Below are 21,973 nucleotides of genomic sequence, written 5' to 3' on the forward strand. Positions count from 1 at the left end.
ACTCCGTTCCCCTGTGGGAGCGAGCCTGCTCGCGAAGGGGCCGTGTCAGTCGCAATCGTTGTTGACTGATCGACCGCTTTCGCGAGCAGGCTCGCTCCCACAAGGGAATTCGTCGTTACACGAATCGGGTCAAGGCCTATCTGTCAGCCCATTTGACCGGAATAGACGCTGCGCCGCCGCCCGGGGCTCGGTAAGATCCGCGCATTCCTTTCTCGTTTTCCGAGGTTGTCATGCGCTTTTGCGATCTGCTCGATGCTGTCCGCCAACAACCTGAAGTAATCATCCCCGCCGAATGGGGGCAGGGCCGTGCGAGTTTTGGCGGGCTGGTGGCCGCGCTGCAATTTGAAGCCATGCGCGCCAGGGTGCCGACGGAGCGCCCCGTGCGTTCGCTGGCGATTACCTTTGTCGGTCCGGTCGAGCCGGAGGTGCCGGTGAGTTTCGAAGTCGATGTGCTGCGTGAAGGCAAAGCGGTCAGTCAGGTGTTGGGTCGCGCCATGCAAAATGGCCAAGTGGTGACGATCATTCAGGGCAGCTTCGGTGCCTCGCGGCCTTCGGAAGTCGCCGTCGAAGCCTACCCGGCGCCAACGATGAAGCACTGGGACGAATGCCAGGAGCTGCCCTACATCAAAGGCGTGACCCCGGAATTCATGCGCCATCTGGCGATGCGCTGGAGCGTCGGCGGTATTCCGTTCTCCGGCACGGCCTCGCGCTTGATGGGCGGCTGGGTGCGGTTGCGTGGGGATGTCAAAGAGGAGCCGGTCAACGAGGCGCATCTGCTGGCGCTGGTGGATGCCTGGCCGCCGGCGCTGTTGCCGTATCTGAAGAAACCGGCACCGGGTAGCACGCTGACTTGGACCATCGAATTCGTGCAGCCGTTACACGACTTGAGCACGCTGGATTGGTGCCAATACTTGGCCGACATCGAGTACGCAGCCGACGGCTACGGCCATGTCGCCGCGAAGTTGTGGAGTGCGAAAGGGGAGTTGATTGCCATGAGTCGGCAGACCGTGACGATCTTCGCCTGACTCAATGCCGACGGTGGCGCTCACGCCAGGCGCGCCACCAGCCACCGCTGAGAAAGAACCGTGGGAACGTCAGAAACTGCTCGACCAGCAAACGTGACACGGCATCTTTGCGATCACTGAACGGCTCGGAGGCTTGCGCCTCCAGGCCGTGACCGTGGCGCTGCAGACCCAGCGCCGCGACGATACCGATCACGCCGATGGCGACGCTGGCAAGGCTCAGGCTGAACACTCCCGACACGATCAACAGAAACGCCACGATGAACAACGGCACGGCAATCAAGTGCAGGACCAGATTGGTCGGATGCTGATGATTGCCCGGGTATGCGCGCCATTGCCACGCGGGAAGGTTGGGGTGACGTTTGCCCATGTTTGCTACTCCTCGATCCATGTTGAACTTCATGGTTGAAGAATAGGCCCGGGCGCGGAGGGCGGCGAATCAAGGTTGGCTATTGAGTTGATAGCGGCAATGGCAAAATTTGATGTCGCCTGAGCGGACGCCATCGCGGGCAAGCCCGCTCCCACAGTGTGCTCGGTGTACGCACAATTGTTGATTGTAGAAAATCCCTGTGGGAGCGGGCTTGCCCGCGAATAGGCCATCAGAGTTTCAACTGACCTATCGCCTTGTTCAGTTCCCCGGCCAACGTCGCCAACTCATTACTGGTCGTCGCCGAATCCACCGTCTGCTGCACGGTGTTCTCGGTCACGTCACGAATACTCACCACCGCCCGGTTCATCTCCTCGGCAACCTGACTCTGCTGTTCCGCCGCCACGGCAATCTGCGTGTTGCTTTCGCGCATCTGCGCCACCGCTCCGGTGATTTCCGCCAGCGCCGCGCCAGCCTCCTGCGCCTGCTGCACGCAGTCGTCGGCCTTGTACGAACTCTCCTGCATGAAATCCACCGCATCGCGGGTGCCGGCCTGCAACGCGGCGATCATGCCGGTGATCTCGTCGGTGGACGCCTGCACGCGCTTGGCGAGGTTGCGCACTTCATCGGCGACCACGGCAAAGCCGCGCCCCATCTCCCCGGCTCGGGCCGCTTCGATCGCCGCGTTGAGCGCGAGCAGGTTGGTCTGTTCGGCAATGCTGTGAATCACGCTGACCACGCCGTTGATCTTCTGGCTGTCCTCGGCCAGGCGTTGAATCATTTCTGCCGTCTGCTGCACGCCGCTGGACAACCCGGCAATCGATTGCTGCACCCGCGCCACCACCTGCTGACCGCTTCCAGCGAGACCATCGGCGGTTTTCGACAGATCGCGGGTGGCGCCGGCGTGTTGCGCGATGTGATAAACGGTGGCGGTCATTTCGTTGATCGCGGTGGCAGCCTGATCGGTTTCGCTTTGCTGGCCGAGCATGCCGTGGCGCACATCATTCATGCTCGAGGCCAGCCGCGCAGCGCCGTCATCCAATTGTCGCGCGGTGCTGGCAACGGTGGTTACGACGCGTTGATAACCGGCCTGCATGGCGTTGAAGGCATTGGCCATCTGCCCGACTTCGTCCTTGCCCACCAGCGGCACACGAGCAGAAAGATCGCCGGTTTTTTCAACGTGCAGCATCACGTCTTTCAACGTGTTGAGCTGGCTGAGCAGAAAGCGGATCAACAGTTGCGAGGCGCCGAGCATCGCCAGCATCAGGACGAAGACCGCCAATGCATAGTTGGCGAAACGCTCGCTGAACACCTGGCTCAGGCTCGGGGCATAGGCGATGACCGCCACTTGCTCACCGTCGGCACGGCTGAACACTTCGGCGCCCATCAACGGGTCGTCGCCGAACAGTGGCATTTCATTGATGGCGTTCCAGCCGTTGCTGCCGCTGATTTCCAGCAGCGGTTGATCATTGAGACGCGGCGCTTCACCGCGCTTGAAGGTCAGCACCTGGGCGGATTTGGGCAAAGCTTGCCCGGTCGGCCAGGCCTTGAGCAACTGCGCCTGCGCCTGCGCGGACACCTGCGCGGCGTGGCTACGGGCCTGTTGTTCGAGATGCACGGCGTACAAAACCAACAGCAGGGTGGTGACAAAGGCGACCGCGTTGACCGCCCAGAATTTAAATTTCAGCGAGATGTTGCTAAGCCAGGCACCCATGGAGGTCTTCTCTGATAGCGGAAACAGTTTTGGCAAGGTGCCATTATTGTGCCGCTATGCAGGTTCGGGGGTTTTGATATGAATCAACAGGGCGCATTGTTCCCCCTTGTGGGAGCGAGCCTGCTCGCGAAGAGGGCGTGTCAGTCAACATCATTGCCATCTGAACCACTGCTTTCGCGAGCAGGCTCGCTCCCACAAGAGAATTATGGTGTGTCAGGGAGGGCGGGGAGGTTGTAGAACGCCCGGGCACACGCGGTGGTATGTGCGGCCAGCGCTTCCTCGGTCTCGCCGCGATGCAACGCCACTTCGCGCAGCACTTCGCTCAGATACGCCGGCTCATTGCGGCCGTTTTTCGGCTTCGGCCGCAACGTGCGCGGCAGCAGATACGGCGCGTCGCTTTCCAGCATTAGCCGTCCCGCTTTGATCTCTTTGACCAGCGGATGCAGATGCGTGCCCCGGCGTTCGTCGCAGATCCAGCCGGTGATGCCGATGTGCAGATCCAGATCGAGGTAGCTGAACAAGGCCTTTTGCTCGCCAGTGAAGCAGTGCACCACCGCCGCCGGCAGTTGATCGCGGAAGTCCTTGAGGATCTCCAGCAGGCGCTGGCTGGCATCGCGCTCGTGCAGGAACACCGGCAATTGCAACTCGACGGCCAGCGCCAGATGTTCTTCGAGAACCTTTTCCTGTTGCGGGCGCGGGGAGAAATCGCGGTTGAAATCCAGCCCGCATTCGCCCACCGCGACGACGTTGGATTCGTTCAACAGACTGCGCAAGCGGCGCGCGCTGTCAGCGTTCCAGTCGCTGGCCGAATGCGGGTGAATACCGGCGGTGGCGAACAGCCGTTGGCCGCTTTCATCCAGTTGCCGGCACAGTTCCAGCGCCTGCTCGCTGCCCTCGACGCTGGTGCCCGTCAGCACCAGTTGGCAGACGCCGGCGGCGTAGGCGCGGTCGAGCACGGCCTGGTGTTTGTCGGCGAAACTGGGGTTGGTCAGGTTGACGCCGATATCGATGAGTTGCATGGTGCTACCTCGGGCCGAAGGCCGGAAAGCATATCAGAGCTGTAGATTTATAAGAAAAACCAAGAACTACAAAGACTTATGGCTGTCTGTTGAGGCCGCGGGGGACTCCGGGGTGGCGACAATGCCATCACTGTGCCAGTCTCTCGCACTTTACCAGCGCACAAAGCGCTCTGTTTTCGTCGGTGATATCGTCTCTTTTGCGACGCGATCGCCCCGTATTCTTTTCGGAGAGTGGATGCATCGTCCCTCGGTTCTGCTGCTGTTATGTGCTGCGTTACTGCTGCCGATGACGGCGGTCGCACGCCTGCCCGGGCCGCTGCAAACCGTGCCGGCGAGCAAGGTTCGCGACCTCTCGGACATTCGCAGCAGCCGCGTGCTGCGGGTACTGGTCAATCAGAGCCGCAACAGCTCCGGCGAAGTCCAGGGCCAAGCCATCGGTGTCGAGTACCACCGATTGCGCGCGTTCGAGCAATACCTCAATGGCCATGCTCGTGACGGCCAGGAAGTCACCCTCAAGATCATTCCCAAAGCCAAGGATCAGTTGCTCGGCGCCTTGCAACGCGGCGAAGGCGATATGGTCGCGCCCGGTGAATTGCTCGATTTGCCATCGGGCTATGCGGTGGCCAGCAGTGAACCGATTGCCAGCAACGTGCCGCTGGTGCTGGTCGGCATCAAGGGCCAGCGCCGTTACACCAAGGTCGAGCAACTGTCCGGCAAAACCCTGGCGCTGCCCACCGGTAGTGCGGCGGGGGAGGTGGTCAGTCAGCTCAACCAGAAACTGGCGCTGCACAAACTCGCGCCGATCAACATCGAATGGGTCGATCCGACGCTGGCGGTGGAGGATGTGCTGGAGATGGTTCAGGGCGGGATTTTCCACCTGACCATCGTCGAGCAACCGATTGCCGAGCGTTGGGGCAAGATCCTGCCGAAGCTGCGTCTCGATCGGCAACTGAGCCTCGGCGAGCCGGGCGAGGAGCATTGGTTCGTGCGTCGCGATGCATCGATGTTGCGCGCGAGCATCGATCGCTTCCTCACCGGTTACAAAAAACCGTCGGACGAAGACGCGGCGTTTCTGCGCATCTATCGACGCCTGTATCAGGTGCACAATCCGCTGGCCAAAGCCGATCGCCAGCGTCTGGAAAAACTCCGTCCGACCCTGCAGAAGCATGCCGACGCGCAAAACATGGACTGGCTCAATCTGGCGGCGCTGGCGTTCAAGGAATCGCGTCTGCAGCCCAACGCTCGCAGCGGCAGCGGTCCGACCGGGCTGATGCAGATCACCCCGTCCGCCGCGCAGCGGGTCGGCGTGAGCAATATCCAGAATCTCGATGCGAATGTGCAGGCCGGCGCCAAATACCTGGCGATGATCCGCCGCAAGTTCTTCAGCAGCCCGAAACTCAACGAGCGTGAGCGCATGGCTTTCACCCTCGCCGCGTACAACATCGGCCCCGAGCGCGTGCAGGGTATGCGCGCGGAAGCCCGCCGCCGTGGCCTCAATCCCAACCAGTGGTTCTTCCAGGTCGAGCGCATTGCCATGGAGCAGGTGGGGATGGGCGCCGTCAGCTATGTTAATAGCGTGAACAAGTATTACCTGGCATTCGACCGGGAGCGAGAGTCGCTCGAGCCCCGGCAGCAGAAAGTGGTCACACGGAAATAATCTAACAATTCGATTGTTATGGCGAAATTTTTGCGCTTTAAACATGAAATAAACTGATTAATATAGCGACCAACCCAAACACACAAACACTTCTGCACAACAAGGAATGCACCATGAGCTCTCTGATCAACAAGGTTCTGTTCACCCGCGCCGGTTACGGCCTGACTGTCCTGCGCATTGCTGTCGGCGTGATCTTCGCCGCCCACGGTTCGCAGAAACTCTTTGGTCTGTTCGGTGGTTACGGCCTGGCCGGCACCGCACAATGGATGGAAAGCATTGGCCTGACCCCCGGCTACCTGATGGCCTCGCTGGCTGGCGGTACCGAGTTCTTCGCCGGTCTGGCGCTGATCATCGGCCTGCTGGCACGCCCGGCGGCACTGGGTCTGGCGTTCCTCTCGCTGGTGGCGATCTTCTCGGTGCACATCGGCAACGGTCTGTTCATGGCCAACAACGGTTACGAGTTCGCCCTGGCTTTGTTGGCCGGCAGCATCGCGGTACTGATCGAAGGTGCCGGCAAGCTCTCGGCGGATCGTGCCATCGCCGGTTGAAGGCTCTGGCTCAAGGCAAAGGCCCGCATTGCGCGGGCCTTTTTTGTTGCTGGCGATTCTTGACACTGATCGGTCACGTTCTCTAGGATGTTGCCCATGCGCCGATTTAAACAGCTACTTGCGGGGCGCCAGGTGACTTCTACAGTTACCGTCAGAAGCCGGAACAGGGCTTCGAAATACCGCTAAAGCGCTGGTTCGGTGTTGCCTCTCACCTGCCATGCAGAATTTTGAGGCAGAGACACGACACGATGAACGCACTACGCCCTCCAGCACGTCCCGCGCCGATCACGGCACATGTCACCCAGCGCAACCCGAAAATCCTTCTTGGCGGCAAACACCAGCCGACGCTGTTGCGTTATCTCGATGGCTGGCCACGTCGCAGCGGCGGTCCTGCCGCGTTCCTGATCCAGTTTGTCGATGACGGCGAGTCGCTGGCGCGTTTTGCTACGGACAGCTTCGATCTGGCGGTGATTCAGGCGCCGAGCGCAGAAGATGCGCCGGAGATGATCAAGCAACTCACCCGCGTTGCACGGCAGGGCCTGATCACTCGGCGCTGATCAGTCTTACGGGTATTCAATCGCAACGATGTAAACGAACTGCTCGCCGGTCGGCGTCTGCACCCGCACTTCCGCGTCGAGTGCCTTGCCGATCAGCGCGCGGGCGAGCGGCGAGTCGATGCTGATCAAACCCTGTTTGAGGTCCAGTTCATCGGGGCCGACGATGCGGTAGCGCGACTGCTTGCCGTCCTCGTCTTCGATGGTTACCCAGGCGCCGAAGTAGACCTTGTTCGGGTCGCTGGGTTTTTCGCTGACCACTTTGAGCGCTTCCAGGCGTTTGGTGAGAAAGCGCACGCGACTGTCGATTTCGCGCAGCATCTTCTTGCCGTAGGTGTACTCGGCGTTTTCCGAACGATCGCCCTGCGCCGCCGCTTCACTCACCGCCTGGGTGACCTGCGGGCGACGCACATGCCACAACTCATGGAATTCGGCGCGCATCCGCGCTTCACCCTCGGGGGTGATCAGCGCGGTGCCGGCGGTGCGGGGAGGGCGATAACGGCTCATGGCGACTTCTTGTGATTAAGACCGCGTGAGTCTATCAACCCTCGCGCAACACTGTCAGCGGGCTGGCGTTCAGTGCCCGACGCGTGCCGAACACACCGGCACCACCAATCAGCGCGGCGCCAATCAGCGGTAGCACCAGCAGCCATGGATGCGGATGCCACGGCAAATCGAAGGCGAAGCGATACAGCACCAGGCTGACCACCTCCGAACCGATCGCCGCGAGCAAGCCGCTGACCGCACCCAACAAACCGAACTCGATACGCCGCGCCTTGATCAGCAACTGCCGCTCGGCGCCCAGCGCACGCAACAGCGCCCCTTGGCGAATGCGTTCATCCAGCGTCGCTTGCAGACCGGAGAACAGCACCGCCATCCCCGCAGCCAGAACAAACAACAACACATATTCCACCGCCAGGGTGACCTGAGCGAGGATGCTGCGCAGCTGTTCGAGCAACGCTTCGACCTGCAGGATGGTCACCGCCGGGAAGGTCCGCGACAACTCGACAATCTGCTGATCATGCCCCGAAGCCAGATAGAAACTGGTCAGGTAGGTCGCCGGCAGATCCTTCAAGGTGCCGGGCTGGAAGATCATGAAGAAGTTCGGCTGGAAATTGTCCCAGTTGATCTCGCGCAGGCTGGTGACCTTCGCCTCCCGATTGACCCCGCCGACGCTGAACACCATGTGATCGCCGAGTTTGAGTTTCAGGCTTTCGGCCACCTTGCCTTCCACCGAAACCCCCGGCACGTCGTCGGACGGCTGGCCGCTCCACCACGAGCCGGCGGTGAGCTTGTTGCCGGCCGGCAGATCCGCCGCCCAGGTCAGGCTCAGGTCACGCTGAATGGCGCGGTCACCGGCGGAGTCCTTGCTGACGATTTGCTGCACCGCCTCGCCATTGATGCTGATCAGTCGTCCTGGCACCACCGGATACAACGGCGCCGCTTGCGCGGACACCTTGATCAGGTGATCGGCGAAAGCCTGTTTGTCCGCTGGCAGGATATTCAGCGCGAAGTAGTTCGGCGCGTTTTTCGGTAGCTGGTTCTGCCAGGTGTCGAGCAGTTCGCCGCGCAGCAGCGCGATCAGCGCCATCGACAACAGGATCAGACCGAACGCCAGCGACTGCCCGGCCGCCGCCAATGGATGCCGCAACAACTGGCCAAGGCCCAGACGCCATGGCAACGAGGCGCGGGCGAGCAGGCGGCGCAGGCTTTGCAGCAGCAACAACAGCAGGCCGCCCAGCACCAGCGCGGCGACCACGCCGCCGCCAAGCAGGGCGAAGGTCAGCAGCAGGTCGAGGCTCAGACGCCACATGATCAGGCCCAGCGCACCCAGCGCCGCGCCATAGACCATCCATGTGCTCGAGGGGATCGGCAGCATGTCGCGGCGCAACACCCGCAGCGGCGGCACGCGACCCAGTGCAGCCAATGGCGGCAAGGCAAAACCCGCCAGCGCCACCAGCCCGGTGCCAATCCCGGCCATCGCCGGAAACAGCCCGCCCGGCGGTACGTCACTTGGCAGCAAATCATGCAGCAGGGCGAACAGCCCCAGTTGCGCCAGCCAGCCGAGCAGCGCGCCACTGATGGCGGCAACCAGGCCGAGCACGGTCAGTTGCAGGCTGAACAGCACCATGGTTTCCCGGCGCGACAAGCCGAGGCAGCGCAGCAAGGCACTGGCGTCGAAACGTCGACTGGCGAAACGGTTCGCCGACAACGCCACGGCTACGCCAGCCAGCAATACCGCAACCAGACTGGCCATGTTCAGGTAGCGCTCGGCCTTGCCCAGCGCGCCGCCAATCTGTCGGTTGCCGTCGCGGGCATCCTGGATTCGCTGGTTTGCAGCGAGGCCCGGTTTGATCAACTCACGATAGGTTTCCAGCGTCTGCGGTTCACCGCGCCACAGTTCTCGATAGCTTACCCGGCTGCCCGGTTGCACCACGCCGGTGGCGGCGAGGTCGTCAAGATTGATCAGCACCCGTGGCGTCAGGCTGTAGAAGTTGCCAGCGCGATCCGGCTCGTAGGTCAGCACGCGGGTCAGCTTCAAGGTCTTCATGCCGACGTCGATGCTGTCGCCGATCTTCAGATCCAGCGCGGTCAGCAGACGTGCCTCGACCCAGGCTTCACCGGATTGCGGTTCGCCGCCGACTTCTTCCTGGGCAAAGGGTGCGGGCGCGCTCTTCAGCTCGCCACGCAGTGGATAGGCGCGGTCGACGGCTTTGATGCTGGATAACTGAATGCCGTTGTCGGTGGCAATGACGCTGGAAAACTCCACCACTTGTGCATGATTGAGGCGCAGTTCGGTGCCGCTGCGGATTTGCTCCTCGCGGGCCGGCGAGCTGCCTTCAAGGACCAGATCGGCACCGAGAAACTCGGTAGCGCGCAGCATCATCGCGCCGTTGAGGCGGGCGCCGAAGTAGCCGATCGCGGTGCTCGCCGCGACGGCCACCACCAGCGCAAAGAACAACACGCGCAACTCACCGGCGCGGGCATCGCGCATGAGTTGGCGCAGGGCAAGGCTGAACAGACGCAACAGCGGCAGACGTGCCATCAAGGCTCCAGAGGGGCGACCAGCAGCCCGGCTTCAAGACGGATCAGGCGCCGGCAGCGATGGGCCAGGCGTTCGTCGTGGGTCACCAGCACAAGGGTGGTGCCGCGTTCCTTGTTCAATTCGAACAGCAAGTCGCTGATGCGCTCGCCGGTGTGGCTGTCGAGGTTGCCGGTCGGCTCGTCGGCGAACAGCACGTCCGGTTCGGCGGCGAAGGCGCGGGCGATGGCCACGCGCTGCTGTTCACCGCCGGAGAGCTGGCGCGGCGAGTGGGTCAGGCGCTGGCCGAGGCCGACGCGCTGAAGCAATTGCGTGGCGCGCTCGCGGGCATCTTTGCGGCCGTCGAGCTCAAGCGGCAGCATGACGTTCTCCAGCGCATTGAGGCTGTCGAGCAACTGAAATGACTGGAAGACAAACCCGACGTGCTCGGCGCGGATTCGTGCGCGCTGGTCTTCGTCGAGATTGCTCAGGCCCTGGCCGGCGAGGGTGACTTCGCCGCTGCTCGGCAGGTCGAGACCGGCGAGCAGGCCGAGGAGGGTGGATTTGCCGGAACCGGACGCGCCGACGATGGCCAGGCTGTCGCCCTTGTTCAGTTCCAGGCTGAGTTCGTGCAGGATAGTCAGTTCACCTTCCGCGCTAGGGACCACTTTGCTGAGGTTCTTCGCGGTGAGAATGCTTGCGCCCATGGAGAATCCGATGCGTGTATGGTTTTTGAGTGCTGGCCTGGCCTTGATGTGCATGGCCCAGAACGCAGCGGCGGGTACTGTCCTGATCGTTGGCGATAGTATCAGCGCCGGTTTCGGCCTGGATACCCGTCTGGGGTGGGTGTCGCTGCTCGAGCAGCGCCTCAAACAAGAGGGTTTCGACGATAAAGTGGTCAACGCCTCGATCAGTGGCGACACCAGTGCCGGAGGCCAGGCGCGGCTGCCGGCGCTGCTTGCAGAGCATAAGCCGGAGTTGGTGATCCTCGAGCTGGGTGGCAATGACGGCCTGCGCGGGATGCCGCCAGCGCAATTGCAACGAAATCTTTCCTCGATGATCGACAGCTCGCGGCAGAGCGGCGCGAAAGTGCTGCTGCTCGGCATGCAGTTGCCACCCAATTATGGCAAGCGCTACACCGATTCGTTCGCCGAGGTTTACGGCAAGCTCGCCGCAGAGAAAAACATCCCGTTGGTGCCGTTTTTTCTCGAAGGTGTCGGTGGTCATCCGGACCTGATGCAAGCCGACGGTCTGCACCCGGCTGCCGGGGCTCAGGGCAAGTTGCTGGAAAATGTCTGGCCGACGCTAAAACCGCTGTTATGAGGCTTTTCTAGAGGCAGGCTTTCGGCTAATGTGGCGCCCCCTAATTTGGAGCCCCCGATGCCGCGTCCTGCCTGGTCCCTGTTTGCCTACCAACTGATCGAGCCTGACGAGCAGCTGGATCTGTTCGCCTGCCAGGAAGTGCGGGTGCATCTGGTGACGCGTCAGCTGGAACTCGGCGGCTCGGCCGATCGCACGCTGTGCGGCACTCTGCTGCCGGCGCAACCGCGCTGGTCGAATGTTGATCGCCGGGTGTTTCAGGATCAGCGCCTTTGCTCGCTGTGCCGGGCGATTCTCGAATCGCAGAAGCGCGGTACGTCGCCGATCTGGCCCGAGCTGCGATTCGAACTCTGAGCGCTCAAGATCAAAGTGCGGGAGCACCCTGTCGCCAATAGCGGTGCTACCTCCCCGAATCCCCAAGCCGCGGTGTACAATCGCGCCCTTATACCCTTGATGATCATGCGAAGGATTTTCCGGATGTTGCCGCGCTTTCCTGCCGTCACCCGCTGCCTGTCACTTGCCGCCCTGTGTGTGGCCGGTCCCGTTGCTGCATTGGAGCTTCCCCTGCCACCACCCGGCGAGGACATCGTCGGCCAGGTGCAGGTGATCAAAGCCAAGTACGAAGACACCTTCGCCGACCTGGGCACCACCTACGATCTGGGCTATTCGGAAATGGTTGCGGCCAACCCGGGCATCGATGCCTGGCTGCCTGGCGCCGGTACCGAGATCGTCCTGCCGACGCGCTTCATCCTGCCGCCGGGCCCGCGTGAAGGCATCGTCATCAACCTCGCCGAATACCGTCTCTATTACTACCCGAAAGGCCGCGACGTGGTGTACACCTTCCCGCTGGGTATCGGCCGCGAAGGCTGGGGCTCGCCGATCGCGCACACCTCGATCATCGCCAAGACACCGAACCCGACGTGGACGCCTCCGGCTTCGATCAAGGCCGAACACGCCGCTGACGGTGATCCGCTGCCGAATGTGGTGCCGGCCGGTCCTGATAACCCGCTGGGGCCGTTCAAGTTCACCCTCGGCACACCGGGCTACCTGATCCACGGTTCGAACAAGAAGTTCGGCATCGGCATGCGCACCAGCCACGGCTGCTTCCGCATGTTCAACAACAACGTGCTGGAAATGGCCGGCATGGTCCCGGTCGGCACCTCGGTGCGCATCATCAACGACCCGTACAAGTTCGGTCGCAGTGGCGGCAAGGTCTATCTGGAAGCGCACACGCCGCTCGACGACAAGGGCAACCCGTCGGTAGTCGACAAGCACACCGCGGTAATCAACGCGATGCTCAAGCGTGAAGACATCACCAGCAACCTGCGCATGAACTGGGATGTGGTGCGTGATGTGGTCGCCGCCGAAGACGGCCTGCCGGTAGAGATCGCCGTGCCGAATACCTCGGCGCCAATGGTGAGCAGTGCACCGATCGATCTGCAGCAATAAGAGCTGATTGAAAACCCGCCGATGCGTGCAGCGTCGGCGGGTTTTTTATTGCGCGGGGAAAAGCACCGGGCACAAAAAAGCCGACCCGGAAAACCGGATCGGCTCGATAACAATCCCGAGGGATTATTACTTGCGGCTAGCTTTTTCCAGCATGCGCAGAGCACGCTCGTTAGCTTCGTCAGCAGTCTGTTGTGCTTTTTGAGCAGCAGCCAGAGCTTCATCAGCTTTACGGTAAGCTTCGTCTGCACGAGCCTGGGAGCGAGCAGCTGCGTCTTCAGTAGCGGTCAGACGTGCTTCGGTTTCTTTCGATGCGCTGCTGCAACCGGTAGCCAGAACTGCGGCCAGAGCCAGAGCAGAGAATTTCAGAACGTTGTTCATCGTGTTCCCCTTCAAGGACTTTCAAATTAAGTGGCTGTCTCCTCACGATTGAGGAAATAGCCGGCGTACATACTACCCATTACTTGTAGTAAGTAAACTGACGTAGCGCAAGAAGCAAAAAAAATTGTAGGCGTTGATTCTTTTTCGAGCAACTTTTAACTGCGCTGTATAAAAAATATCCAGCTGCAAGCCCCGGCGTGAGCGACTCAAACGGAAAAAGTTCCCGCCCTCGTGCGCTGTTTTTGCGACTTCGGCTAAAGTCTTTCTAAATGAATTCGTCCACACTTTTGTTCAGGTTCTGCGAAGCGCTTCGCGTATCTTTGTTGATGTACAGGTGACTTTAAAAAAGGTCGCACGTCTTAAGTCTCAACATTCCGGCAATGTTCAGGCAAACGGCACGCAAAGATTGTCTTGCGGCCGAACCTGCGACCATCGATGCCAATGCACGCAAACCATCCGATGACGAGCGTACCTTGAGCATTTTCGCCAATGGTGCCTACTATTCAGCAGGTGTCAGATTGCGCGAGATCGGTGTGGCTCTTCTCAGTGTCCATCAGGCACGGGGTGGCGTAGATGTTCCTTCGCCGGAAAAACATCGGTAAGGTAGGGGTCACAATTCAAGACCCGCGAGGAGTAGTGATGAGCGAGGCGTTGTCCATCCACCATGACCAGGCTGGTCATCAATTCGAGACCACTGTGGACGGTCATCGTGCTTACCTGACCTACATGGATCTGGGCAAGCAGACCCTGGATATCTACCGCACCTTCGTGCCTAATGCCCTGCGCGGCCGTGGCATTGCCGCAGCGCTGACTGAACGCGCGCTGCAATACGCCGAAGAAATGGGCTACACGGTGATCCCGTCTTGCTCCTACGTCGAGCGCTACATGGAACGCCATCAGCGTCGCGCCGCGAAGATCTGAAACGCACACACAAAAACGCCGGACAATGTCCGGCGTTTTTTTATGCCCGTAAAACACAGCTTACGTGCGCTGACGCTTCGGCAATACGTCCTTGAGCTTGGCATGCATGCTGCGCAAGGTGTTTTCGGTAGCGGACCAATCGATGCAGGCATCGGTGATCGACACGCCGTATTGCAGGTCGGCGAGGTCTTTCGGAATCGCCTGGCAGCCCCAGTTCAGGTGGCTCTCAACCATCAGGCCGATGATCGACTGGTTGCCTTCGAGGATCTGGTTGGCGACGTTTTCCATCACCAGCGGTTGCAGGGCCGGGTCCTTGTTGGAGTTGGCGTGGCTGCAATCGACCATGATGTTCGGCTTGATCTTCGCTTTGTTCAGCGCCTGCTCGCACAGGGCCACGCTGACCGAATCATAGTTCGGCTTGCCGTTACCGCCACGCAGCACCACGTGACCGTAGGCGTTGCCTTTGGTGGTGACGATCGACACGCCACCTTCCTGGTTGATGCCGAGGAAACGGTGCGGGCTGGACACCGACTGCAAGGCGTTGATCGCCACGGTCAGGCCGCCGTCGGTGCCGTTCTTGAAGCCGACCGCCGAGGACAGGCCGGAAGCCATTTCGCGGTGAGTCTGCGATTCGGTGGTACGCGCGCCGATGGCCGACCAGCTGATCAGATCCTGCAGGTACTGCGGGGAGATCGGGTCGAGGGCTTCGGTCGCGGTCGGCAGGCCTTTCTCGGCCAGGTCGAGCAGCAACTGACGACCGATGTGCAGACCGTCCTGGATCTTGAACGAGTCGTCCAGATACGGATCGTTGATCAGACCTTTCCAGCCGACGGTGGTGCGCGGCTTCTCGAAATACACGCGCATGACCAAGTACAGAGTGTCGGAGACTTCCTCGGCGAGCACCTTGAGGCGATCGGCGTATTCGTGGGCAGCCTTGATGTCGTGAATCGAGCACGGGCCGATCACGACGAACAGACGGTGGTCGGTGCCATCGAGAATGTTGCGAATGACTTCGCGGCCCTTGGTGACGGTGCGCAGGGCGGCGTCGCTCAGGGGGATATCACGCTTGAGCTGATCGGGAGTGATCAGGGTCTCGTTAGAGGCGACGTTTAGGTCGTTGATCGGTAAATCAGCCATCGTTTACTCGTCAGGTCACGGGTGCCGGCCGCCAGCGATCCCCGCGCGGCGGAGCACAGCAGATTTAGCGCGTCGGGGGAGCCGAACCTTAGCGCGTCAGAGGCGGCTCGACAATGGGCAAACCATGCTTTAGTCCAGCGCTGGCTGCGCAAAAGCCTTGCGCAGGTTGTCGTGGGAGAACTCTTCGGCGTGCTCCTCGACCCATTGCAGGGCCAGCGCCTGACTATCCTGCAGATCGTCGTGGCTGTCCTGCATGCGCGAATAGCGTTCGATCTGACACACCTGCTCACCCATTCGCGCGCTGAACAGGGTCTGTTCGTCAGTGAAGGCAATGCCCACCAGATAGCCTTTTTTACGCCGCAGACACCAGGCCACGTAGCCCGGGCAACAGAAGTCGGCATTCAGCGTCGGCATGCGTACTTGCAGCGCAGTGCCATGGCGCCAGGCGCGGTGGTAATTGCAAGCGATGCCGCCGAGGCTGATAGTGTGCAGCTGTTGTCTGGAAATGCATTCAGGCTTGAGTAACGTCAATTCAACCGGCACTTCGTCCGGATGAGGAATGAAACGTCCCATGAGCACAGACTCCCTGTGTCGGCCATCTGACATTGTTTCCCCCAGTATAGTGGTCGAATCCGAGCTGACCGACTTCGACGCCGACCAGCGGCTGCTGGCGATGCGCGGGGTTTCTCTGGTGATCTTCACCAGCGTCGGCTGTGCCAGTTGTCGTTATGCCCGCGAGGTGTTGCCGGGATTGCCGCTGGCGATCGATCGGCTGTGCTGGATCGACGCCGGCGACAATGGCGGGCTGGTCGCGCGTTATCAGGTGTTTCATTTGCCGGCGCTGTTTGTGGTGCGCGACGGCGAGTTCTTTGGCGCAGTGTACAGCCGCCTGACGGTTGCCGAGCTCAATCAGGCAGTAGCGCAGGCGCTGAGTCGAATTGCAGAGGAGTTGCCATGAGCGAGACAGTCAGCAAACCGGTGGTGGGGATTATCGGCACCGGTGCAATCGGCGGATTCTACGGAGTGATGCTGGCACGTGCCGGTTTCGACGTGCACTTTTTGTTGCGCAGCGAATTCTCGGCAGTGGCTGAGCGCGGTTTGCAGATCAACAGTGCGGTGCACGGGCCGATGACGCTGAATCCGGCCAATGCCTATTCCGCTGCCGAAGACATGCCGCCCTGTGACTGGCTGCTGGTCGGCACCAAGACCACCAGCAACGCCGGTCTGGCCCCGGCGATCATTCAGGCCGCCAAACCTGACGCAAAAGTGCTGTTGCTGCAGAACGGTCTGGATGGCGAAGACAGCCTGCGGCCACTGTTGCCGGATTCGCTGCATCTGCTCGGTGGTCTGTGCCTGATCTGCGTGCACCGCGAAGGGCCGGGGCAGATCACCCATCAGGCTCTTGGCGCGGTGAATGTCGGTTATCACAGCGGCTCGGCCATTGATGAAGTAGCGCGCATGGCGATCGTCGAGGAGGGCGCCGGGCTGTTCCGTGCCGCCGGCATCGACTCGCAGGCGATGGCCAACCTGCATCAGGCGCGCTGGCAGAAGCTGGTGTGGAATATCCCCTACAACGGCCTTTCGGTGTTGCTCGGCGCGGGAACGCAAGCGCTGATGGCCGATGCCGACAGCCGCGTGTCGATTCAGGCGTTGATGGCGGAAGTGGTACAGGGCGCCCGGGCCTGTGGATACGAGATCCCGCCCGGCTATGCCGAGTACCTGTTCACCATGACGGAAAAAATGCCCGATTACTGGCCGAGCATGTACCACGACTTTGCACACAAACGCCCGCTGGAGCTGGAGGCGATCTACGCCCGGCCACTGGCGGCGGCGAAAGCGGCGGGCTGCGAGTTGCCACGCATCGAGGCGTTGTATCGCCATTTGGGTTTTATCGACCGACGCAATACTTGAGTCGTTTTCTTGCGGACCGGTAAGGGACGTTGTGCGTGTCTAGCCCTGTGCGCGTATAGCATAGTTAAATGCTAGTCGTGGCCGAGAGCCAAGGGCTGCGAGTGGCTGTTCAGCAGTTGGGGCATAGGCGGCGTATGCTGGTATTCCGTCCCTGGGCAGCTATTTCTCAGCTTCCAGAACAGTGATATTCGAGCCCCGTCTAGCCCAGATATTTCCGGATGGAGGACGCTAGCCATTTTGGCGTCTACCCTGTGACTCGGTGCTGAGGAAGGCGAATCATGAGAGGCGCCTGTCTGTAACTGACCGCCACCCACATAGGCGCGTTTATGTGTCGCAGAAATTGTCATTTGATGATGGTGCTCAGTATTGCCGGGGTACGAAAGACAACTTGACAATCGCTAGCTCATACGAGTTGGCCGAGCGCTGAGCCGGCAGCGAGTCGGATAGATGGGAAAATCATAGCTTTGTTGAAAGTCAATATTCACCTACCATTACGGCAGGCTGAGAATTTTTTGGAGCAATGTTTTGCTATTAAATGATGAAGAGATACGGGTAGCGGAGCTCGCCGGGCAGATAAGTTTTGGTGTCTCCTTCAGTTATCGACAGATTCAATCTTCTTCCGTCGATCTAACAGCAGGGAGGATATATGTTCCCGATAGAATAAAGGAGATTAACAAGGTTCAGGATTTTTCTGACTTGGCGATACGTCAGTGCAGTATAGGGGCTGGAGAAACCATAATTATTGAGTTGGCAGAGGATATTCAGCTAAGCAAGGACATTGGAGGTATACTCCTGCCGCCTAATTCGCTCACAAAGAGTGGTATTATTATGACTAATCCGGGTCATATCGATCCTGGCTACTGCGGTAAGCTAACCGTTTGTCTCATAAATATGGGTAGAGCTGCAGTTACAATAGAGTCAAATTCCGTTGTCGCAACACTGCTTCTATTTAAGCTAGGGTCGTCCTCTGCCGGATATCAGAAAGGACCGGGTGTGGGAGCAAGTCTAAAGCAGCTTTCTAAGTTGTCTAAGGATTTTGCCAATATTTCAGAGCGTTCGTTTGACTTCATAAAAAGAGCTATATGGGGGCACTTGGTGACTGCGTTGGCGGTAATATCGTTGGCGATTGCTGTTTTAGCTATATTTGTCCCTGCTGTACTCCCTGTTTTGACCGGTTTATTAGAGAGTAAATACAATGAATCCAAAAATGCTCAAGCCATCGAGAAATTGGAAGAACAAATAAAAACTCTACAAAGCCAGCTAGGAAAAGCGCCACCTAACCTAGACGCAATCACGGTCATGCCTGCTTCCGCAGCCTCACCTGTGGTCCATGATACGGTGGCAAAATGAAAGTTTCTAGTCCGCATATTAGGTGTATTGCCAAAACATCTGCTGACTTTAATGCTATTCAGGAGTTCTTGGATTCTGAGAGTGTAGAATGGAAAAAGAGCGCGGACTCTAATGGTTGTGATGACTTGATAGAGTTTTCTGGAAGAATTTGTTATATGTCGTTCGGTGATCGCCAATCCCCAAAAAATAATAAGCAATACATACGTAATCTCATCGACAGTGGTCATGGTAGTGTGCTGGAACACGTAAATTGGACTTTCGTTGCTTCGGGTGTGTCGCGAGGTTTTACTCATCAGTTGGTGAGACATAGAGCAGGCTTTTCATATAGTCAGCTTTCCCAACAGTATTATGATGAGTCTGATGCTGATTTCGTTGCTCCTCCATCGTTAAAAAAAGATACTCCTCTATACAAAAAATGGCTTAAGGGTATGCACTCTTCGGTTAAGCTGTATAGAGAGTTGATAAAAAGCGCGGAGGAACTTTCGATAAGTCCCTTTTTTTCCAATAAGGAACGGCTGCGCGAGTTAAGAACGACTGCGCGTTCAATTCTTCCTAATGCAATTGAAACAAAAATTGTGTTCACTGCAAATGCTAGAGCTATAAGAAACTTTCTCGTTACGAGAGGGGCGATAGAAGGAGATTGGGAAATGCGAGATGTATCCAGCCAAATTCTAAGAATAGTGCAAAAAGACGCACCTTCTCTCTTTCAGGATTTTGAAATTTTCACCCTGGCGGATGGTAGTTGCTCGGTAATTAAGCAGTCTTAATTGAGCTTCTACTCTTTTATAAGATACTGGTGTCGGAGCGGTATCGGCGCTGACCCCATAACAGCCGTCTTAACTCGAAACTGACACTTACTGACGATTTCTGCCGCCACAGGAGTCATTGGCGGCAGTGGTTTTTGGAATCTGAAGCCTCTTGGACTGGGGCACGTGAATAGGCCCGTGAAATGGTTGCTAACGGCACCACGGTCGTGGCATCAGCGCCGATCTAGAGCCTTTTCATTCAGGACGTTGCGTCGCACGTCGTACTCGCCAAGGCACTGCTAAGCTGAATCAATCTCCGCCATCGTTGGCTCGCGAGGAGGTCCCATGATTCGCTCAATGCTGTATGCCACCGACCTCGGTCTGTACGCACCGTTCGTGATGCAGCATGCCCTGGCCTTGGCGCGCACCTTCAATGCCGATCTGTATGTAGTACACGCGGTGGAACCCATGGGCCTGTTTGCCGAGTCGGTGCTGCAAAGCTATCTCGACGAACAGGCATTGAACGAATTCCATAGTCAGGGTCTGAAAACAGTCATCGCCAATATCGAACAACGGGTGCTCGACAGCTTTCGTGAAGAACTGGGGGACGACGGCGAACAGGATCTGCAGCGCATTCGCGCGGTGCGCGTGCTGCAGGGTGATCCGTCGCAGGTGATTCTCGACCAGGTGCACAAGCTCTCGGTCGATCTGCTGATCGTCGGCAGTCACAGTCATGGTGTCGGTGCGGAAACACCGTTGGGGCGCACGGCGGCGCGGGTTCTGCAGTTGGCCAAGGTGCCGGTCTATCTGGTGCCGCTGATGGAACGTCGGCGGCGTGAGGATCGCTGAAGCAGGAATAATGGCGTTTTGATAAAAAAGTTCTAGATTTATTCTTCGAACCATTAATATAGTTATATACCGTCGCTGATGCCCGTGGCGTCTACCTGCTTTGAGGGATTGATATGAAGCTTCAACAACTGCGCTACATCTGGGAAGTGGCGCACCACGACCTCAACGTTTCCGCTACCGCTCAAAGCCTGTACACCTCGCAACCGGGCATCAGTAAGCAGATCCGCCTGCTGGAAGACGAGCTGGGCGTCGAAGTCTTCGCCCGCAGCGGCAAGCACCTGACCCGCGTCACCCCGGCCGGCGAGCGGATCATCACCACCGCTGGCGAGATCCTGCGCAAAGTCGAAAGCATCAAGCAGATTGCCCAGGAATTCTCCAACGAGAAAAAGGGCACCCTGTCGATCGCCACCACCCACACCCAGGCGCGTTATGCGCTGCCGCCGGTGATCAGCAATTTCATCAAGCAATACCCGGACGTGGCCCTGCACATGCATCAGGGCTCGCCGATGCAGATCGCCGAAATGGCCGCTGACGGCACCGTCGATTTCGCCATTGCCACTGAAGCGCTGGAGCTGTTCGGTGATCTGGTGATGATGCCGTGCTACCGCTGGAACCGCTGCGTGGTCGTACCCCATGGCCACCCGCTGACCAAGCTGCCGAAGCTGACCCTCGAAGCGCTGGCCGAATATCCGATTGTTACTTACGTGTTCGGTTTCACCGGCCGTTCCAAGCTCGACGAAGCCTTCAGCCATCGTGGCCTGACGCCGAAAGTGGTGTTCACCGCTGCTGACGCCGACGTGATCAAAACCTACGTGCGTCTGGGGCTGGGCGTAGGCATCGTGGCTAAAATGGCCGTCGATACCAAACTCGATAACGACCTGGTGGTGCTGGATGCCAGCGAGCTGTTCGAGTCGAGCATCACCAAGATCGGTTTCCGTCGTGGCACTTTCCTGCGTGGCTTCATGTGCGACTTCATCGAGAAATTCGCCCCGCACCTGACCCGCGAAGTCATGGCCAAGGCCATTCAGTGCCACAACAAGCAAGAGCTCGAAGAGCTGTTCGACGGCGTCGAACTGCCCGTTCACTAAGCACCCGCTTCAGAGCACCTCGGTGACAGCAAACTGTTGCCGGGTGCCCGCCACCAGAATCTCCACCTCATCGCCCTCGAACTTGCCCAGCAGGCTTTTGCCCAGCGGCGAGCGCGGGGTGATGACGGTAACCGGCTGACCCACCACGTCGACTTTCAGCCCCGCCGCATCCGGCGCCAGAAACAGCCATTGCTCGCGACCCTTTTCGTCCTCCAGACCGAGCAGGGCGCCGACTTCAATGCCGCGATTTTCATCGTAGGCACGCAACGTCAGGTTCTGACACAGCGCCAGTGACTGGCGGATTTCCTCAACCCGCTTCGCCTGACCCGCCGCCAGATACGACGCCTCCAGCCCCAGCGTGTCGTATTTGTTTTCGGCGATGTTTTCTTCGTGGGTCGCGGTTTCGTAAGCGGTTTGCGCGGCGCGCTCGGCGATGTCGAGGTCGATGCGCAGCTTGTCGAGAATCAACTGGTGGACGCTGTGTTTGTTCATGATCAATCGCAGAATTGCAAAACGTTGGCGCGGCTCTTTTCGGTCGGCGCGGTCTGGTCCTGCTGCAGCCAGAACTGGCATTTCGGATTGGACGCGTTACGCGAATTGGCGCGCGCCTGATCCAATCGGGCCTGCTGTTCATTCTTGCGCAGGTTTTCTTCGTACTGTTGGAACAGCGGACTTTGCGGCGGAATGTCCGGCTGAACCTGCACGGGCGCCACAGCCGGGGGATTGACGCGCTGCTGCACCGCTTGCGCGACAGGGGCCAGTTGCTCGGGAAAGATAAAGCGCGAAAGCAGCCAGCAGGTCAGCGCAATCGCCAGGAACCCCAGCCACAGGCCCAGCGCAATGCTGCCGGTCAGATGCAGCGCGCTAAGCTGAACAGGCAAGGGACGACGGGGATTGGGACGGTAGGGCATAGCGGCCTCC

General features: G+C 59.4%; 25 protein-coding genes. 14 read left to right on the top strand and 11 right to left on the bottom strand.

The genetic code is table 11. The features are described 5' to 3' along the window. Positions 1–230 precede the first annotated feature (230 nt). Positions 231–1,025 (top strand): acyl-CoA thioesterase, encoded by a 795-nt coding sequence (locus AB4N47_RS04825; protein WP_041478384.1) that lies wholly within the window; start codon positions 231–233, stop codon positions 1,023–1,025. A 1-nt stretch (position 1,026) separates the two neighbouring features. Here the strand turns inward: AB4N47_RS04825 and AB4N47_RS04830 are convergent, their stop codons facing one another. The 3 genes from AB4N47_RS04830 to AB4N47_RS04840 all read right to left on the bottom strand — a co-directional run bounded on the left by AB4N47_RS04830 (position 1,027) and on the right by AB4N47_RS04840 (position 4,122). Continuing rightward, positions 1,027–1,392: a DUF962 domain-containing protein gene (locus AB4N47_RS04830; RefSeq protein WP_041478386.1), complete on the bottom strand. Its 366-nt coding sequence runs from the start codon at positions 1,390–1,392 to the stop codon at positions 1,027–1,029. A 229-nt stretch (positions 1,393–1,621) separates the two neighbouring features. Then, positions 1,622–3,103, bottom strand: coding sequence for a methyl-accepting chemotaxis protein (locus tag AB4N47_RS04835; protein ID WP_341639370.1), 1,482 nt, complete (start codon positions 3,101–3,103; stop codon positions 1,622–1,624). 203 nt (positions 3,104–3,306) lie between these two features. After that, positions 3,307–4,122 (bottom strand): TatD family hydrolase, encoded by an 816-nt coding sequence (locus tag AB4N47_RS04840; protein WP_341639371.1) that lies wholly within the window; start codon positions 4,120–4,122, stop codon positions 3,307–3,309. Between the two features lie 235 nt (positions 4,123–4,357). On the opposite strand from AB4N47_RS04840, the gene AB4N47_RS04845 reads away from it, so the two are divergent. From AB4N47_RS04845 to AB4N47_RS04855, 3 genes are all read left to right on the top strand, one after another. Next, complete coding sequence (locus AB4N47_RS04845; RefSeq protein WP_341639372.1) at positions 4,358–5,779, top strand: MltF family protein; 1,422 nt, start codon at positions 4,358–4,360, stop codon at positions 5,777–5,779. 113 nt (positions 5,780–5,892) lie between these two features. Further along, positions 5,893–6,327: a DoxX family protein gene (locus tag AB4N47_RS04850; protein ID WP_016770887.1), complete on the top strand. Its 435-nt coding sequence runs from the start codon at positions 5,893–5,895 to the stop codon at positions 6,325–6,327. A 248-nt stretch (positions 6,328–6,575) separates the two neighbouring features. Then, the gene (locus AB4N47_RS04855; protein ID WP_041478394.1) at positions 6,576–6,884 is read left to right on the top strand and encodes a hypothetical protein; all 309 of its coding nucleotides are present in this window, start codon (positions 6,576–6,578) and stop codon (positions 6,882–6,884) included. 6 nt (positions 6,885–6,890) lie between these two features. Here the strand turns inward: AB4N47_RS04855 and greB are convergent, their stop codons facing one another. From greB to AB4N47_RS04870, 3 genes are read right to left on the bottom strand one after another with little or no spacing between them, the layout of a single operon-like run. Next, a complete protein-coding gene (gene greB / locus AB4N47_RS04860) occupies positions 6,891–7,388 on the bottom strand; it encodes a transcription elongation factor GreB (protein WP_071173132.1) in 498 nt (165 codons plus the stop codon). A 34-nt stretch (positions 7,389–7,422) separates the two neighbouring features. Continuing rightward, positions 7,423–9,927: an ABC transporter permease gene (locus AB4N47_RS04865; RefSeq protein WP_341639373.1), complete on the bottom strand. Its 2,505-nt coding sequence runs from the start codon at positions 9,925–9,927 to the stop codon at positions 7,423–7,425. Continuing rightward, complete coding sequence (locus AB4N47_RS04870; RefSeq protein ID WP_016770883.1) at positions 9,927–10,610, bottom strand: ABC transporter ATP-binding protein; 684 nt, start codon at positions 10,608–10,610, stop codon at positions 9,927–9,929. The genes AB4N47_RS04865 and AB4N47_RS04870 overlap by 1 nt, the downstream gene beginning before the upstream one ends. A gap of 10 nt (positions 10,611–10,620) precedes the next feature. Here AB4N47_RS04870 and AB4N47_RS04875 point away from each other — a divergent pair, with 10 nt between their 5' ends. From AB4N47_RS04875 to AB4N47_RS04885, 3 genes are all read left to right on the top strand, one after another. Continuing rightward, positions 10,621–11,226 carry an arylesterase gene (locus tag AB4N47_RS04875; RefSeq protein ID WP_341639374.1) on the top strand — a complete coding sequence of 202 codons (606 nt, stop codon included), beginning with the start codon at positions 10,621–10,623 and terminating at the stop codon, positions 11,224–11,226. 57 nt (positions 11,227–11,283) lie between these two features. After that, positions 11,284–11,577: a hypothetical protein gene (locus tag AB4N47_RS04880; protein WP_016770881.1), complete on the top strand. Its 294-nt coding sequence runs from the start codon at positions 11,284–11,286 to the stop codon at positions 11,575–11,577. 123 nt (positions 11,578–11,700) lie between these two features. After that, entirely contained in the window at positions 11,701–12,672 is a 972-nt protein-coding gene (locus tag AB4N47_RS04885) for a L,D-transpeptidase family protein (RefSeq protein ID WP_024013783.1), read from the top strand. 126 nt (positions 12,673–12,798) lie between these two features. On the opposite strand, the gene oprI is transcribed toward AB4N47_RS04885, so the two are convergent. Then, on the bottom strand, positions 12,799–13,050 hold the full coding sequence (oprI, locus tag AB4N47_RS04890; RefSeq protein ID WP_003183784.1) for an outer membrane lipoprotei OprI: 252 nt from the start codon (positions 13,048–13,050) through the stop codon (positions 12,799–12,801). A 639-nt stretch (positions 13,051–13,689) separates the two neighbouring features. Here oprI and AB4N47_RS04895 point away from each other — a divergent pair. After that, positions 13,690–13,971, top strand: coding sequence for a GNAT family N-acetyltransferase (locus AB4N47_RS04895; protein WP_016770879.1), 282 nt, complete (start codon positions 13,690–13,692; stop codon positions 13,969–13,971). Positions 13,972–14,031: 60 nt separating this feature from the next. Here the strand turns inward: AB4N47_RS04895 and AB4N47_RS04900 are convergent, their stop codons facing one another. Both AB4N47_RS04900 and AB4N47_RS04905 read right to left on the bottom strand, forming a co-directional pair. After that, positions 14,032–15,108: a 3-deoxy-7-phosphoheptulonate synthase gene (locus AB4N47_RS04900; RefSeq protein ID WP_016770878.1), complete on the bottom strand. Its 1,077-nt coding sequence runs from the start codon at positions 15,106–15,108 to the stop codon at positions 14,032–14,034. Between the two features lie 129 nt (positions 15,109–15,237). Continuing rightward, positions 15,238–15,681, bottom strand: coding sequence for a PilZ domain-containing protein (locus AB4N47_RS04905; protein ID WP_056788469.1), 444 nt, complete (start codon positions 15,679–15,681; stop codon positions 15,238–15,240). Here AB4N47_RS04905 and AB4N47_RS04910 point away from each other — a divergent pair. The 6 genes from AB4N47_RS04910 (at position 15,680) to cysB (ending at position 21,052) form a co-directional block, all read left to right on the top strand. After that, positions 15,680–16,066 (top strand): thioredoxin family protein, encoded by a 387-nt coding sequence (locus tag AB4N47_RS04910; protein WP_341639375.1) that lies wholly within the window; start codon positions 15,680–15,682, stop codon positions 16,064–16,066. The two genes, AB4N47_RS04905 and AB4N47_RS04910, sit on opposite strands and share 2 nt — an antisense overlap. Continuing rightward, positions 16,063–17,019: a putative 2-dehydropantoate 2-reductase gene (locus AB4N47_RS04915; protein WP_341639376.1), complete on the top strand. Its 957-nt coding sequence runs from the start codon at positions 16,063–16,065 to the stop codon at positions 17,017–17,019. The genes AB4N47_RS04910 and AB4N47_RS04915 overlap by 4 nt, the downstream gene beginning before the upstream one ends. 525 nt (positions 17,020–17,544) lie before the next feature. Beyond that, complete coding sequence (locus AB4N47_RS04920) at positions 17,545–18,369, top strand: dCTP deaminase (protein WP_341639377.1); 825 nt, start codon at positions 17,545–17,547, stop codon at positions 18,367–18,369. Then, entirely contained in the window at positions 18,366–19,136 is a 771-nt protein-coding gene (thyX, locus tag AB4N47_RS04925; protein ID WP_341639378.1) for an FAD-dependent thymidylate synthase, read from the top strand. Before AB4N47_RS04920 ends, thyX begins: the two co-directional genes overlap by 4 nt. A gap of 324 nt (positions 19,137–19,460) precedes the next feature. Next, positions 19,461–19,964: a universal stress protein gene (locus tag AB4N47_RS04930; RefSeq protein ID WP_016770874.1), complete on the top strand. Its 504-nt coding sequence runs from the start codon at positions 19,461–19,463 to the stop codon at positions 19,962–19,964. Positions 19,965–20,077: 113 nt separating this feature from the next. Next, on the top strand, positions 20,078–21,052 hold the full coding sequence (cysB, locus tag AB4N47_RS04935; protein ID WP_016770873.1) for an HTH-type transcriptional regulator CysB: 975 nt from the start codon (positions 20,078–20,080) through the stop codon (positions 21,050–21,052). A 9-nt stretch (positions 21,053–21,061) separates the two neighbouring features. On the opposite strand, the gene AB4N47_RS04940 is transcribed toward cysB, so the two are convergent. Both AB4N47_RS04940 and AB4N47_RS04945 read right to left on the bottom strand, forming a co-directional pair. Next, positions 21,062–21,544: a GreA/GreB family elongation factor gene (locus AB4N47_RS04940; protein WP_071173126.1), complete on the bottom strand. Its 483-nt coding sequence runs from the start codon at positions 21,542–21,544 to the stop codon at positions 21,062–21,064. Positions 21,545–21,546: 2 nt separating this feature from the next. Continuing rightward, positions 21,547–21,963, bottom strand: a complete 417-nt coding sequence (locus tag AB4N47_RS04945; protein WP_056788478.1) for a hypothetical protein — start codon at positions 21,961–21,963, stop codon at positions 21,547–21,549. Positions 21,964–21,973 lie beyond the last annotated feature (10 nt).

This window comes from Pseudomonas sp. S3_G06 (assembly GCF_054667565.1).